This is a genomic window from Streptomyces sp. NPDC001406 (assembly GCF_042895285.1).
Taxonomy (GTDB): Bacteria; Actinomycetota; Actinomycetes; order Streptomycetales; family Streptomycetaceae; genus Streptomyces.
Map to the genome: position 1 here is coordinate 1 of NZ_JBIAWG010000044.1, position 13,848 is coordinate 13,848.

Annotated in this window: 14 protein-coding genes and 1 pseudogene; 6 read left to right on the forward strand and 9 right to left on the reverse strand. The window is 68.6% G+C overall.

Annotated features, from left to right (window positions below):
- Positions 1-147: 147 nt before the first annotated feature.
- From ACFY1J_RS45705 to ACFY1J_RS45715, 3 genes are all read right to left on the reverse strand, one after another.
- Entirely contained in the window at positions 148-747 is a 600-nt protein-coding gene (locus ACFY1J_RS45705; protein ID WP_390733277.1) for a hypothetical protein, read from the reverse strand.
- 119 nt (positions 748-866) lie between these two features.
- Positions 867-1,322, reverse strand: coding sequence for a Uma2 family endonuclease (locus ACFY1J_RS45710; protein WP_390713365.1), 456 nt, complete (start codon positions 1,320-1,322; stop codon positions 867-869).
- A 356-nt stretch (positions 1,323-1,678) separates the two neighbouring features.
- Complete coding sequence (locus tag ACFY1J_RS45715) at positions 1,679-2,770, reverse strand: PP2C family protein-serine/threonine phosphatase (RefSeq protein WP_390713364.1); 1,092 nt, start codon at positions 2,768-2,770, stop codon at positions 1,679-1,681.
- Between the two features lie 520 nt (positions 2,771-3,290).
- Between ACFY1J_RS45715 and phoU the strand changes: the two genes are divergently transcribed.
- Positions 3,291-3,959 (forward strand): phosphate signaling complex protein PhoU, encoded by a 669-nt coding sequence (gene phoU, locus ACFY1J_RS45720; RefSeq protein ID WP_390713363.1) that lies wholly within the window; start codon positions 3,291-3,293, stop codon positions 3,957-3,959.
- Positions 3,960-3,965: 6 nt separating this feature from the next.
- Here phoU and ACFY1J_RS45725 read toward each other — a convergent pair whose 3' ends face one another.
- From ACFY1J_RS45725 to ACFY1J_RS45740, 4 genes are all read right to left on the reverse strand, one after another.
- A complete protein-coding gene (locus ACFY1J_RS45725; RefSeq protein WP_390713362.1) occupies positions 3,966-4,133 on the reverse strand; it encodes a hypothetical protein in 168 nt (55 codons plus the stop codon).
- A 251-nt stretch (positions 4,134-4,384) separates the two neighbouring features.
- Complete coding sequence (locus tag ACFY1J_RS45730; protein ID WP_390713361.1) at positions 4,385-4,609, reverse strand: hypothetical protein; 225 nt, start codon at positions 4,607-4,609, stop codon at positions 4,385-4,387.
- Between the two features lie 63 nt (positions 4,610-4,672).
- Positions 4,673-4,963, reverse strand: a complete 291-nt coding sequence (locus tag ACFY1J_RS45735; protein WP_390713360.1) for a hypothetical protein — start codon at positions 4,961-4,963, stop codon at positions 4,673-4,675.
- Between the two features lie 153 nt (positions 4,964-5,116).
- Positions 5,117-5,620, reverse strand: a complete 504-nt coding sequence (locus ACFY1J_RS45740; protein WP_390713359.1) for a PAS domain-containing protein — start codon at positions 5,618-5,620, stop codon at positions 5,117-5,119.
- 200 nt (positions 5,621-5,820) lie between these two features.
- Between ACFY1J_RS45740 and ACFY1J_RS45745 the strand changes: the two genes are divergently transcribed.
- From ACFY1J_RS45745 to ACFY1J_RS45760, 4 genes and pseudogenes are all read left to right on the forward strand, one after another.
- A complete protein-coding gene (locus ACFY1J_RS45745; RefSeq protein ID WP_390733278.1) occupies positions 5,821-6,162 on the forward strand; it encodes an STAS domain-containing protein in 342 nt (113 codons plus the stop codon).
- Positions 6,163-6,322: 160 nt separating this feature from the next.
- Positions 6,323-6,628, forward strand: a complete 306-nt coding sequence (locus ACFY1J_RS45750; RefSeq protein WP_390733279.1) for a helix-turn-helix domain-containing protein — start codon at positions 6,323-6,325, stop codon at positions 6,626-6,628.
- 36 nt (positions 6,629-6,664) lie between these two features.
- A pseudogene (locus ACFY1J_RS45755) lies at positions 6,665-7,135 on the forward strand (IS630 family transposase); the annotation flags it as partial.
- Positions 7,136-7,248: 113 nt separating this feature from the next.
- Positions 7,249-7,434 carry a helix-turn-helix domain-containing protein gene (locus tag ACFY1J_RS45760; RefSeq protein WP_390733283.1) on the forward strand — a complete coding sequence of 62 codons (186 nt, stop codon included), beginning with the start codon at positions 7,249-7,251 and terminating at the stop codon, positions 7,432-7,434.
- Here ACFY1J_RS45760 and ACFY1J_RS45765 read toward each other — a convergent pair.
- Both ACFY1J_RS45765 and ACFY1J_RS45770 read right to left on the reverse strand, forming a co-directional pair.
- Positions 7,348-7,725: a hypothetical protein gene (locus ACFY1J_RS45765; RefSeq protein WP_390733280.1), complete on the reverse strand. Its 378-nt coding sequence runs from the start codon at positions 7,723-7,725 to the stop codon at positions 7,348-7,350. The two genes, ACFY1J_RS45760 and ACFY1J_RS45765, sit on opposite strands and share 87 nt — an antisense overlap.
- 57 nt (positions 7,726-7,782) lie before the next feature.
- On the reverse strand, positions 7,783-10,626 hold the full coding sequence (locus ACFY1J_RS45770) for a glycosyl hydrolase (RefSeq protein ID WP_390733281.1): 2,844 nt from the start codon (positions 10,624-10,626) through the stop codon (positions 7,783-7,785).
- Between the two features lie 1,192 nt (positions 10,627-11,818).
- Between ACFY1J_RS45770 and ACFY1J_RS45775 the strand changes: the two genes are divergently transcribed.
- Complete coding sequence (locus ACFY1J_RS45775) at positions 11,819-13,813, forward strand: cation-translocating P-type ATPase (RefSeq protein WP_390733282.1); 1,995 nt, start codon at positions 11,819-11,821, stop codon at positions 13,811-13,813.
- Positions 13,814-13,848: the final 35 nt, after the last annotated feature.

Below are 13,848 nucleotides of genomic sequence, written 5' to 3' on the forward strand. Positions count from 1 at the left end.
CTCCCGCAGAAGTCCACGCCGAGTACGAGGAGTTGCAGGCAGCGGCATAAGGAGAACCCTCAACACCGCTGTCCGAGAAGCGCAGGGCCCCTCACCCCGCCCTACGGCAGCTCGGCAACCGACTCGTCGGCATCCTTCACGGATGCCTCAAATCCCGAACGCCGTACAACGAAGCGACCGCATGGTCGCTTCACCCCCACCTCCATGCCGCTTGACACCGAACGACATGGGGTGTCTGACCACGGCGCGCGGCAGCCACCATGTCCGCGCCGTGCGGTCGCGAGCTTGCTCCACGAGTTTCCGCCGCCAGTCGATCCCCGCCAGATGGGCCGGCCGGCCGCCTTCACGTCGTGCTGCCCGCTCGGAGTCGCCCGGCTCCTGCAGTTCCCGGGTGATGCGCTGGCGCCAGCGCATCAGCGTTGTCTCGTTGCACTCCTTCCTCGGCGCGCCACCAAACGGACCGATGTGGACCAGGTCCTGGCAGTCCATCTCAACCGTGTTCAGTTCCGCTGCCGCCCGGCGCACCTCAATCTCCGGAACACTCCACTGGCCACCGCTTGCCTTCACCGTCACCACCACACGGCCGCCGAGCAGGACGTACCCCACCCGGACATCGGCAGGAGAGCAGGTAAACGCCGCAGAAGCCGTCGGCACAGCGCTGTCGGCCGTCAAGGCAGCCCACAGAACTTCCGCAGCGCCCAAAGAGATCAGGCCGCCCGTACGACCCGGGATGACACGCTCAGGCATACCGACAGGCTAACGGCCCGCGAAGCTCCCGACGTCGATGCCGCCCTTCTGAACCGGCTGCCACAAGGCGCCCGTTGCCGCTCCGCTGTGCAGCGGAGCAGCCGGACGGTGCCGGTCGGCTACCTCAGGAGCCGGGCTGGGTCGATGGCCACGGGGAACGGCACAGCGATCTCGGTGACCTGGCCGGCGGTCAGGCTGAGGTCGGTATAGCCGTTCGCGCTGTGCCGCATCCCGCAGTACAGGTGTGGGGCGGGTTCCAGCTCCAGGCACCAGTAGTGGGGGATGCCCGCCGTCGCGTACAGGGAGTGCATCATCTTGCGGTCGGTGACCCGGGTGGAGGGCGAGGCGATCTCCACGACCAGGACGACGTCATGGGCGTCGATGCTGAGGCCCGCGGCCGCAGCGGCATCCGCGTCGGCGACCACGATGTCGGGGATCAGCATCCCGTCCGGCACGACCATGTTCACCGCTTCAAGGACCTCCAGCGGCTGCCCGGCCCGGTCGACGGCGTCCTGCAGGAGAGCAGCAAGGCGCCGCGACGCGCGCTGGTGAGCCTCGCCGGGACTGGGACTCATCACCAGAGAGCCCCCACCAGCTCGATCCGGTTCCCGGCATCTTCAGGCAGGGCCAGAACCTCGCTAACAGTCCAGGGCCCGACGTGACCTTCGGCAGCAACGCTCACCTGTCCCTCCTGAGGCCGGCCAGTTCCAATGGGTACAGCTCGAGTCTGCCGTGCCGACCGGGACCTGTCTTCGGCCGAACGGATCCGCACAGGTCGTGGGCGCGGCGGCCACGGTCCCGGAAATACGCCTCGCCAGGATGGGTCGCGCGAGTGCGGCCGAACACGACGCGCACTGCGACAGTGATCTGTGTTGCCACTGCCAGACCCGCTCGTGGGACACGCACATTGACGGCGAGCGCTTCGCCGCGCTCACCTGGGTTCGGGGGCCGTCCTACCCGCGCCGACTTCTTCGTCGAGCCGGTCGACAAGGATCATCGCCACATCGTCCGCCAAGCGGCCTTCGGTATGGCAGATCAATGCCTGGTGCAGTTGCTCAAGAAACTCGTTAGGGGTTGCGCTGAAGCTGATCGACTCCATGGTCTGCGGCAGAGGGAAGAAGTCGTTGCCAGGGTTGCGGGCTTCGATCACGCCGTCGGTGTACAGGAGCAGACGGTCCCCGGGCACGAACGGATAGCTCTCTGGTTTCTCGGGAGGGCCGGTGATCAGGTCCTCCAGGCCCAGGGGCGGACGCGGCGAGGTGGGCATCAAAGGCTGAGTTCGGCCCTCGTGGAGTACGAGCGGGGGCGGATGGCCGCGGTTGACCAGCTGCACTACGGGTTCGTCGTTCGGCACCTGGGCGATGAGTGCGGTGGTGAATCCCTCCATCAGCGCTTCCTCAGGATAGGCGCCCGGCACGGCTGCCTCCCGGCGCAGTGCGGCCGCGCAGTGGTTCATGACCCCCACCAGGTCGTCCTCGTAGTGCACGACCACCCGGAATGCGCCCAGCGCCACCGCGACCGCGTGCATGGCAGTCAGCCCCTTGCCGCGGACGTCCCCCACGATCATCCGGACGCCATACCGCGTCTGCACGGCCTCGTACAGATCACCGCCGACCTGTGCCCCGGTCCCGGCGGCGAGGCACAGGCTTCCCGCCCGCACCGGGCCCAGGCGCTCGGGGACCGGCCGCAGAATGACCTCCTGTGCTGCCACGGCGATCCGGCGGACCTGGTCGAGCTCGCTTCTCCTGTACGCACGCACGGCGCTGCTCGTGATGAAACCGGCTACGGAGACCAGAGCCAGAGCCAGGAAGTTGGTATAGACCTGAAGGGTGCCCCATGCCTGGTTGTAGGTGGCCGTGGTCACGCTGACCGCCAGCGCGAGAGCCACCGCCAGGGCCGTGCGCCTGGGGCCCATCGTCACCGCCGCCAGCGCCGGCACCGCAGTGAGAAAGGGGCCGGTATAGATGAAGTGAGCAGGGGTGAGCTCGATGATCAGCACGGCCAGCGCGATCACAAACGGCACGCACTGCGCCAGTGCGAGCAGGACCCCGCTTTGACCGCCCGCTCCTGGCCGAGAGGGTGAGCGGAAAGGCATACATTCAGCCTGCCTCGCGGACGCTCTGGCGGCCTCCCGGTGTCATTTGATCCGGATGAGTCCCCCCATGTATTTAGAAAAGGTTCATAGAGCCGCATCCTGTACTTGCTGGATCGGTAAGGAGTGCTCGTTTATGGCCCACGAAGCCGACGCCACTCCCCGGCCGTGGCCTCGTGCTGACCCTGCCCAGGCCCACGACTGCGAGGTGTACTTCGGGTGGGGAACTGTGATCACCGATGAAGGGCGGCACGGACTGTGCCCGGCTTGCCAGACTGACGTGCGCGCCTGAGCCCGGCCAGAGGTATGCCGCCTGCCCGTGGGCGTGCCTGATTGCTGCCGGACCAGGAGGGACGTCGCTGGCTGTAAGCGGCCGGTACCCCGTGCGTGATGTGGGAGCCTTTGCAGCGAGCTAGGGCTGGCAACAGACGCGACTGGACGGGAGGACGCGATGCGGGAGGCCTACCACGAGGAACTGGCATCGATCAGGGATGGCCTGGTGGAGATGGCGAACCTGGTCGGCTCGGCCATGGGCATGGCCACGACCGCTCTCCTGGACGCCGATCTGCACCTTGCCGAGAGCGTGATCTCCGCCGACGAGAAGGTCGATGACTTCCAGCGTGACCTGGAGAACCGGGCGATCGCGGTGCTGGCGCGGCAGCAGCCGGTTGCCAGAGACCTGCGGGTGGTGGTCACCTCGCTGCGCATGAGCGCGGACCTGGAGCGCTGTGGTGCCCTGGCCCAGCACGTGGCCAAGCTGACCCGGATGCGTTATCCCCAGCGGGCGGTGCCACGCGACCTGCGCCGCACGATTTTGGAGATGGGCCAGCTCGCGCAGCGCCTGATGGCACAGGCCGCCGAAGTACTCATCACCCACGACGTCGATGCGGCACTCCAGCTGGAGAAGGACGACGACCGCATGGACGAACTGCACCGCACGATCTTCCAGCACCTGATGGACGACCGGTGGCAGCACGGTGTGGAGACCGCCGTGGACGTCACGCTGGTCGGCCGCTACTACGAGCGGTTCGCCGACCATGCCGTGTCGGTGGCCCAGCGCCTGGTTTACCTGGTCACCGGTGAGCACGCGGACGAGCTGCCCACGGACAGGCCCGCCTGACCTCGATCAGGCTCGGCGCGGGTGCCCGCTTGCCGGGCCGCCCTCGGCTTGCGGCACATGCAGCAGCGCGTAGCCGGCCACGCTGCGGTTCAGCCATTCGGCGGGCGTGGCGTTGGCGGGCCGAGCCCCGGCGGCCAGCATGGGCGCATGGTGGAACACACGACAGTCGTGCACGGCATCACCCGGAACAGAACACACCGGGGAGGGTGGGTCGAGCACGAGCCGACCGGAAGCGCAGTGGTGCACTGCACCTGCGGCCTCGACAGCGGCATCATGGCGGAGACCCAGGCAGTGCAGATCGCCGACGATCACCGCCGGACTGCCGCGGAAGCCCGCAACGCTCTGGGCTGCTTCGCTGGCGCCGGTGCCGATCGTGCTACGTGGGCGGCCCAGGCCACGGAGACGGCGTAACCGAAGTTCGGACGTCAGTAGAGCTGGATGCGGGTGAGGACGATGCGCGGCGGGTCGGCGTCGGCGACGATGACGTACTCGGCGATGCCGAGCGAGCCGTCCGCGCCGAGCGGCATGCGCCGCTGCCTGGGCCACTTCGCCGACGCGGTGCTGCCGGGCACCTGGCCGCGGGTTTCGTTGATCACGGGCGTGGTGGCGACGATCGCGCCGAACACGTCGCCGGGCAGGGCCTTGTCCATGAGGAGTTCGGTGACCTCCTCGACAGCAGGCGTGGCAGGCCCTGCGGTTCCTCGTCGTAGGACTCACTCAACGGGCAGGCCCGCCTCCTGGCGGCGGCGGACGAGGTCGGCGACCACCGTCGTCGGCAGCGTCCCGTCCAGCGCGGCTGCGGTGAGCCGGTCCCCGGCCGGGTCGGTGTCGAGCATCGCCTCGCACCACCACCGCCGCAGCACGCCCTCGGCGTCCTCGGGCGCGGCGGACAGCAGCTCGCGGTAGAACTCCATCCGGCGCTCGCCGGACAGCGCGGTCGCGATGCCCTCGGCGTCACGCGGCACCCGCTCCGGGCCGTGCGGGTGCATCGGCTGTACGGTCATCGCGGCGCCCCTCTCCAGTCTGCTCCGAGTCTGCCCTGCTCCCCCGCCCGCCGTCACGCCCAGCCCCCACCCGGCGCCTGGGCATCAGCTACCCGGTCATGTACTCGGGGTCCGGGAGCTCAAACCCCGGGACCCGCGCTGTACGCGAACCGGTCAGCCGGATGCCGTTTCGAGGCCAGTTCGGATATCACTGCGGCCCAGGTCACTGCACCTGAACGAAGCCAGCCCAGGCCCCGTCGGGATGACATCTGAAGTAGCTGTCCGCCCAGCCCGGAACCGCTGCCCGTCCTTGCGGACCCGCCAGCCCTCGACCTCCGCGCGCCCGGCCGTACGCGCCGTCTCCAGCTCACCGGCCGCAGCCTCGGCGGTCCGCTCCTCTTCGGAACGGAGGACGGAGACGCTCTGCCCGAGCACCTCGCCCACCGGATATCCGGTCACTTTCTCGGCGCCCGCGCTCCAGGAAGTGATGCGGCCCGCTGCGTCCCGGGTGATGACGCCCTGGTCGTCCAACGCGTGCGTGATCGCGTCGAACTCCGGCCGGCCCCCCTCGGAACCGGATGGCTTTGAGACTCCCCCCGGAGACTGCGCCATGAGTCCCTCTCGAACAACAGCCGCGAACAACAGCCGCATCGGGTTCTCGCGCGTCTCGGCGCCCATGCTACCCACCCGGTTCGACGCTCCGCCGAGCAACGTGGGGACTCTTGGGCCCTGCGGTTGGGGCATCTGGCCCCTGGCACACGCCCCCCGCAGCTGGTGGGCTCTGACATGTGGCCGCGAGACACCAGGACCGCGGGCGATTCGGCCACCGAGCTGCTGCCGACACCATCCGAAAGGCTGCCACACCCATGACACAAACCATGACGTACGCCATGACCCGCCGCATGCCGATGACCGCTGCGCTGGTCTCACCGGCGATGGAGGATGGAGCGGTGAAGCTGTCCGGCGAGCTCGATCTGGACAGCGTGCCACGCATCGAGCCCGAACTCACCCGTCTCACCGCTGCCAGCACACCCGAGCTGGTACTGGATCTGGCCGACGTCACATTCTGCGACTCCTCTGGGGTCACCATGTTCCTGCGCCTGCACGGCCGTTGCACTGCAGCGAACACGCGTCTGCGGCTACGGTCCGTGCCGCCGCGGCTGGGCCGTGTGTTCCGGCTGCTGTCACTGGATCAGTTCATCCCCTGCGCCTTCCAGTGACCGGACGGCTCCGCAACGGCGCCATGACCACTGCGAAGCCCCCCGAAGCCGGGAAGCCTGGCAGTTACAGGCATGCCTCCCTCAGACATCAAGCAGATCTACACATCAGATCTAGTGTGATGCGCCAGAAATCCTGAGGGTTAGTTACTACCCTGTTGGTATGTCGCATCCGGGGCCTTCTGCTGTGGAGATCAGGCTGTCCGAGGCCGAGCGTGCCGAGTTGGTGCGCCGGACGGAATTGCCGCACCGGCGCTCGGCCGAGAAGGCCCGCATCATCCTGGCGTGTGCTGACGGTATGTCAAACGCGGCTGTGGCGCGGGTCGCCGGTGTTCAAGCCAAGACGGTGGGCAAGTGGCGGCGGGCTTTCGCCGCGGAGCGGATGGCCGGGCTTGAGGACGTCGGCTGGATCGGCCGGCCGAAGGCCGACCTGGTCCTGGACGATGCTGAGCGCAGGCAGTTGACGTAGTGGGCGCGGCAGGCGAAGACCGCCCAGTTCCTCGCGTTGCGAGCCAAGATCGTGCTGCGCTGCGCGGAGGGTGGTACGAACCAGCAGGCCGCGGCCGACCTCGGCATCGACAGGTCGACCGTGGACCGCTGGCGGACCCGGTTCATCGCGAAACGCCTCGACGGTCTTCACGACGAGCCCCGCTCGGGCCGCCCGCCCTCGATCCTCCTCGACCGGGTCGAGGAAGTCGTCGTGGCCACCCTGGAGTCCACGCCGGGCCAGGACACGCACTGGTCACGGGCTTCGATGGCCCGGCGCACCGGCCTGTCGAAGTCGACCATCGGCCGGATCTGGAAGAAGTTCGACCTCAAGCCGCACCTGCAGGATTCCTTCGAACTCTCCACCGACCCGCAGTTCGTCGCCAAGGTCATTGACGTAGTCGGCCTGTACCACCACCCGCCCGAGAAAGCGGTCGTGCTCTGCGTGGACGAGAAATCCCAGATCCAGGCGCTGGACCGCTCACAGCCAGTCCTGCCGATGACAGGCCGGCCGCGAGGAGCTGCGCCGGTTCGTGCGGCGCGTCATCGGGCCCGTGCTGGACTACGACGAACGCCGCGGCGGCGAGCTCGTCCGCACCCCTCCTGGCGTACTTCGCCTGCGACGCGAGCCTCACCCGCACCGCGACCGACCTGTTCATCCACGTCAACACCCTGTACCAGCGCATGGACCGCGTCACCGCCCTACTGGGACCGCAGTGGCGGCACGGCGACCACGCGCTGCAGGTCCATCTCGCGCTGAAGGTACACAGCGTGCTGGCTGCGCACTGAGCGAACGGCCGCCCGGCATCGCTTGTACTCGGCCACGAACGCCTTGACGTCCAACCACACCTGGAATTCGGCTCCGAACATGTCGGCGTCATGGGCGCTGCCGTCGACGAGGTACAGCTGCGCGTCCGGTGCCTTCCTGGACTGCTTGTACAGGGCGAGACTGCGGGCCTCGCCCCGTCGGATCCGGTCGGCAAGCCCCACCAGCGGCTCCCAACCATCCCCGCGCAATGTGTGCCACGTCTCGCGCAGCAACGCGATCTCGCTGTCCAGATGCACACGGGAGTCGTCCACATACATCAACTGCACACGCCGGCCGCCCGGGCCAGGGCGGCCGGGCCGGTCGTCGGATCAGGTGTAGGGCAGTCGGAGGGCTGACAGGTCGCCGGTGCCCAGCGTGCTGGGGGTGTTGCCCAGGGCGTTCCAGACCTTGATCTGTACGGTTCCGTTCTTCAGGTCGCAGGGGGTGCCGGTTGCGGAGGCCAGTCCGGCTTTGTCGGTGTAGTGCTCCCAGCCGGGGAGCGGGTCGGTGGCGAAGTACCGGTAGGTTTCGACGCGGTCCCATGTGCCGTCGCCGGGGCAGTCGTACGACACCTGCATCTGGACTGCGTTGCCGATGGACTGCCCGGCGTCGACGGCCAGATCGAACTGGGTGGTCCCTCCGGCGTACTTCAGGTCGAGCCCGGAGGCGGTGAAGGTCAGCGGCTTGTACGGGCTGCCGTCGTGGTTGACGCCGTCGGCCGACGTCACCGTCGTGCTGCCCGCGGTTCCGGCGGTTGCCGACAGCGTTCCGTCACCGCTCAGGTACAGCGTGGGTGACGAACCCGTGCCGCCGGGCGGCGTGGGTGTCGGGGTCGGGGTCGGGGTGGGTCCTGTGCTGCCGGGCGCGCTGCCGCCGCTCCAGGTGTGGGCGCCGGCGGTGACCGTCTTGCCGACGGGTACCTGCACGGTGGTTCCGTCGGAGAAGTGCACGGTTGTGTCGGTAGCGGTGGTGTTGGCGGCGACGTAGGTGCGTTCGCCGTTCTTGGTGAAGACCGCGGTCAGCGGCTTGTCGGCGGTGACGGTGGTGTCCACGGTGCCGAGTGCGGCGAGGTTGCGGATCCAGTGGAAGGTGTGGGCCTTGCTTTCGCCTTCCTCGGAGGTGAAGGAGTTGTTGGCGCGGAAGTCGGCCAGGGCTGCGTCGCCGTCGCCGAGGGCAAGGTATTCGTACCAGATGTCGGGCCAGATGCCGGGCTGGGTCTTGCCGGCCTGGTCGAGCATCTCCTGGTAGTTGGCCTTGACGTAGGCGGGGTCGTCGCCGAGGTAGAGGTGGCCGCCGGTCACCGGCAGCAGGTTGATGCCCTGGATCTGTTCGGGGGCGCTGGAGAACCAGGTGGCATACGCGCCTCCGTTGCTCCAGACCATGCCGGCCTCCTTGTGTGGGAAGTCGCTGGGGTAGACCTGGTGATGGGCGTCGAACCAGTAGTCCTCGATGGCGGCGGCCTGGGTGGTGTACATGTAGATACCAGCGTCCCGGACGGCCTTGTTCCCGGTGGCGATGCCCCACTGGATGAGCGCGTTGTCGAAGTTCATCCCCTCGGAGGAGGACTCCTGGTTGTTGCCCGCGGCGAACGAGCCGTGGCCGGATGCCCAGTCGTGGCCGGCGTAGACGTCAAAGTCCCGCAGGTAGGGGAAGCGCTTGTCGGCGCGGTCGTAGTTGTCGGCGTCCCGGATGAGCAGGTCGACCATGCCCCTGTAGTGCTCGGCGTCGGCCCAGGTGGGATCGAACCTGGCCAGCGTCGCGGCCGCGGCGATGTAGTAGCCGTAGTGGAAGTGGTGGTCGTTCAGCTCCTGATCGGACCCGTAGGAGGCCGGATAACCGATCAGGGTGCCCCAGTTGCCGTCGTAGTAGAACAGGCGACCCGTCTTGCCCGGCGACGCGGTGAACCAGTCCGTGAGCTTGGACTTGATCGCGGACAGAGCGGCATCGCGCACCTCCGTGTTGCCGGTCTGGTCGGCGATTTCCGCCAGGCGTGCGGCGCGTCCGAGGCCCTTGCCGGTCCAGTAGGTGTCGTCGCTCTGCTGGCGGGTCGGGTCAGCCTTCTCGGCGTTGAGGTAGTCGTGCAGTGTCGTGGCGTCGGCGCCGGAACTGTCGGCGACGGCTGGTATCTCGGGCAGCACCCCGTGGAAGAGCATCGACGTCGTGAAGGACGTGATGCCGGTGAGCACCTTCAGCGGGCCCCGGGAGGAGATGTACGTCTGCGACAGCGGGCTGCCGTCGGCCAAGTGGCGCCACTGGTGCGGCAGCAGGGCCGCGACCGTCCCAGTTGCCGACCCCTCGAGCGCCGTGGTGGTGAAGCGGTACGTGGTCGTGATGGTGCTGTCCGCCTCGTCGTACCGATAGGACACGGCCGTGCCGGTGACGTGGTTGTAGGCGTACTTGGCGTACTCGGTCACGAGCGCAGTCCGGTCGGCGGTCGGGGTGGACGACGTGGTCGGCAGTACGGCGATGGAGAAGTAGTCCTTGCCCGCGAGTGAGGAGGTGAGGGTGGAGCCGTCCACCGACCAGGTGGCACCGCTGGGGGCGAAGGCGACGTAGTCGTGTCCGTTGACCGTGTAGCCGATCATCGAGCCGGAGTCGGACCAGACGTCCACTGTCGTGTCGGAGGCGGCCTTGATCTGCGCATCACCGCCCGTAGCACGGAAGTAGGCGAACGGCAGGCCGGAGCCGATGGTCGCCCGCAGGGTGTGCGTGCCGTCGCTGAGGCAGGGGTTGACGGTCCAGTCGCTCCAGTCGTCGACCTTCACCTCCGGGGCGGCGAGGCCGGAGACGCCGGCGACGAAGTCCTCGTGGTAGTTGAAGTGGTACTCGGCCACGCCCTTGCCGCTGCCGGAGATCGTCGGCCTGGTGCTGTAGGAGACCCCCAGTCCACCCGACTGGGCCCGGAAACCGAGCGGTTGAGCGAACAGCGGCTCGCCGTAGGCGCAGTTGGTGCGCTTCCACAGGATCGACGACCACCAGTCGTTGGTGGGGACGGCACCCGACGGGGCGTTGGCGGTCACCCCGTGACGCGGGTTGGTGGACATGTCCGCGCACCCCGAGGGCAGCGGACCGGGTGCCGTGGTGGTGTAACTGCCCGCACCCACCGTGTCGGCACCGGCCGACACCGAGTTGAGCACCGTGAGGACTGCGCCGAGCAGGGCAGCGACGGCCACGAACACCGCCACCCGCCGCCAGGACGCGGACCACAGCGCCGCTCTTAATGGCTGAGCACCGTCTCTTGGCATGGGGACACCTTTCAGCAGGAGGCGGAGTGTACGAACGACCGCACCAACGGGTTCGGCGGATCGCGTGAGCGAATGACGCATCTCTACTTTCACATCCCAGGCCACGGCGAGATGCGGCCGTGAATCCTTTGATTGAGAGCGCTCTCAATCCGGGGAGGTTAGAACCGCCCTACCGAGCCGTCAATACAAAATGGGCTGATCGTCCAACTGACCGTCACTGAGCGATTTCATGGACGACGTCTCACATCTGGCCGACGACGCGCCCGCTCAGCCTGCGCAGCCGGGAGAGGGAACGGGCCACAACCGACGCTGAGCCACTTTCCGCGTCCCGGTACCGAAGCGCCGGTCCCCAGCGGCAGGTTCCGGCACGGAGGTATGCCGAGAGGCAACACGCCGGCAGCCGCGTCACGATCGCCGCGGACTGTGTCCGGGAGTCGCGTGCTGGGACCTTCACACGCCGCCGCAACCCGGCTGGACGTATGGCCGCGGGGAAGGCCGGGGGCGGGGACACGGCAGGAGGTCGCGTGCTTCCATCACCACGCGCCCGTCCTCGCCTTCGACTACGACGCCGTCTGCCACCTGCCGAACGAGCGCGCACCCAGCAGCACCAGCGCCCACCGCTCGCCCGCTCCATGACGATGGGGACCCCTGGGGAGGTCCCCATCCGCGTGCGGTCGCGGCTCGCCCAGGGCCTCGGGTGAGTCGTCAGTCGTCCCCGTCTGGCTGGACAGCGAAGCTGTCACCTTGCCGGCTCCCGTGCGGCGCTGGATCAGCCCCGGGATGCTACGCGTACGGGTTCCTCGCCATCGGCCGGGCGTCGCGCCCGCCGGACGGCCGCCGGGCTGAACCGCCGTCCGGCGGGTGGCCTCAGCTGTCGGACGGCCGTCGCCACTCTGGCTGACCGAGGCAGAGGTGGCACGCTGGGAAGCAGGTCCCGGGGACAGGGCCCGAATGGCCCCTTGGGGCGTGAGCCGACAAGGGCAGAAGGTAGAACTGTGACGTCAGCCCATGCGCGGCCGTGCCCGTGCTCCCGCCCGGTGGTCAGGGTCAGGTGCTTCTCCGGCTCTGCGCCGACGCGATCCGCCGTGTGGGTAGGCAGGCGCCCGGAAGGGGATCGGCGATGGTGACGGCCACTGTGCCGACGCGTCCGGTGGCCGCGGGCCGCGCCGCCTCGGCGGCCGCCCGACCCACCGCAGAGGTGCTGCGCGATCTCGAGGTGACCGGCGGCGGCCTGTCGTCGGAGGAAGCGGAACGGCGGTTGAAGCGCTGGGGCCCCAACGCGGTCCACTCGCACCGCGCCCGGGCGTGGCTCGTCCTGTGGCATCAGCTGCGGTCCCCGCTGCTGGGTCTGCTGGTGGCCGCAGCCGTGGTGTCGTACTTCGTCGGTCAGCGCAGCGACGCGGTGATCATCGGGGTGATCGTGGCACTCTCCGTCGGTCTGGGCTTCGCCAATGAATACCGGGCGGAGAGGACCGCCCAGGCGTTGCACGCGAAGGTCCGGCACCGTGCGGTCGTGCTGCGCGACGGACGACCGCAGGAAGTGGAGGTCACCGGCCTGGTGCCGGGCGATGTGGTGGAGCTGCGGCTGGGCGACATCGTGCCCGCGGACCTGCGGCTGCTGCAGGCCACTGGGCTGGAATGCAGCGAGTCCGTGCTAACCGGTGAGTCGTTGCCGGTCGCGAAGGACACCGCCCCCGTGCCGGCCGGCACAGCGCTGGCGGATCTGTCCGCCTGTGCCCTGATGGGCACCGTGGTGCACTCGGGAAGCGGCCGCGGGGTCGTGGTCGCCACCGGCGCTCAGGCCGAGTTCGGGAAGATCGCCGCCGGGCTGAACGGGCACCAACTGGAGACCGAGTTCCAGGTGGGGCTGCGCAGGTTCTCGATGCTCCTGGTCTACGTCGCCGGGGCACTGACCACGTCGATCTTCATCATCAACATGGCCCTGCACAAGCCGCTGATCGACGCGCTGCTGTTCTCCCTGGCCATCGCGGTCGGCATCACTCCGCAGCTGCTGCCCGCCGTGGTCTCCACCAGCCTGGCCACCGGCTCCCGGCGGATGAGCAGGCGCAAGGTACTGGTCAAACGGCTGGTGTGCATCGAGGACCTCGGGGACGTCGATGTGCTGTTCACCGACAAGACCGGAACCCTGACCCGGGGCCGCATCGACTTCATGCGGGCCGTACCCGTCGGCGGTACCTCGGCGGAGGAGGTGCTGCGCCTGGGGCTGCTGTGCACCGAGACGGACGTGGACGACCAGGGCCGGTCCGTGGGCGGAAACCCGCTCGACGAGGCCCTGTGGGACTCCCCGGCCTCCGCCTCCCAGCGCCCGGCGCTCAAGGGCCGGAAACGGGTCGCAGTCCTGCCCTTCGACCATGAACGGCGGATGGTCACCGTCACCGTCACCGATGCCGCTGGCGTCACCCTGCTGATCACGAAAGGTGCCCCAGAGACGGTACTGGAACGCTGCGCGGAGGTGACCGATCCTGTCCGCCGGGCGCTGGAGGCCGAGTTCGCCGCCGGAAACCGCGTCGTTGCCGTGGCGAGCCGTCCCGCCCGTGCGGACACCGTCCTCACGGCCGCGGACGAGCGTGAGCTGCGCCTGGCGGGTCTGCTGGTCTTCCTCGATCCGCCGAAACCCCAAGTGGCCGAGGCACTGGGGCGACTGGACGCGCTGGGCATCACTGTGAAGATCGTCACCGGGGACAACCCGGCGGTGGCTGCCAAGATCTGCCACGATCTGGGGCTGGCCGATGTCGGCGTGCTGACCGGGACCGATCTGGACGCGATGGACGACGAACAGCTCACCGCCGCGATCCGGCACACCACGGTCTTCGCCCGCGTCAGCCCCGAGCACAAGGCCCGGATCGTCCGCACCCAACGACGGACCGGCGGCGATGTCGCCTTCCTCGGCGACGGCGTCAACGACGCCCTCGCACTGCACGCCGCCGACGTGGGCATCTCGGTCGATTCGGCCACTGACGTGGCCAAGGACGCGGCCGACGTGATCCTGCTGGAGAAGGACCTCGGTGTCCTGGCGGACGGGGTCACCGAAGGACTGAGGCTCAACCTCGGGAGTGGACACCCGGTTTCATGCGACGAGCGACAGCGTACGTGATGAGATCAGCTGTTGCTCGAACTCGACTGGCGTGA

What these genes read in the sequence shown, in the direction of transcription:
- ACFY1J_RS45705 (WP_390733277.1), bottom strand. Translation starts at nt 747, where the DNA reads ATGCCTGAGCGTGTCATCCCGGGTCGTACGGGCGGCCTGATCTCTTTG.
- ACFY1J_RS45710 (WP_390713365.1), bottom strand. Translation starts at nt 1,322, where the DNA reads ATGAGTCCCAGTCCCGGCGAGGCTCACCAGCGCGCGTCGCGGCGCCTT.
- phoU (WP_390713363.1), top strand. Translation starts at nt 3,291, where the DNA reads ATGCGGGAGGCCTACCACGAGGAACTGGCATCGATCAGGGATGGCCTG.
- ACFY1J_RS45730 (WP_390713361.1), bottom strand. Translation starts at nt 4,609, where the DNA reads ATGGACAAGGCCCTGCCCGGCGACGTGTTCGGCGCGATCGTCGCCACC.
- ACFY1J_RS45735 (WP_390713360.1), bottom strand. Translation starts at nt 4,963, where the DNA reads ATGACCGTACAGCCGATGCACCCGCACGGCCCGGAGCGGGTGCCGCGT.
- ACFY1J_RS45740 (WP_390713359.1), bottom strand. Translation starts at nt 5,620, where the DNA reads ATGGGCGCCGAGACGCGCGAGAACCCGATGCGGCTGTTGTTCGCGGCT.
- ACFY1J_RS45745 (WP_390733278.1), top strand. Translation starts at nt 5,821, where the DNA reads ATGACGTACGCCATGACCCGCCGCATGCCGATGACCGCTGCGCTGGTC.
- ACFY1J_RS45750 (WP_390733279.1), top strand. Translation starts at nt 6,323, where the DNA reads ATGTCGCATCCGGGGCCTTCTGCTGTGGAGATCAGGCTGTCCGAGGCC.
- ACFY1J_RS45775 (WP_390733282.1), top strand. Translation starts at nt 11,819, where the DNA reads ATGGTGACGGCCACTGTGCCGACGCGTCCGGTGGCCGCGGGCCGCGCC.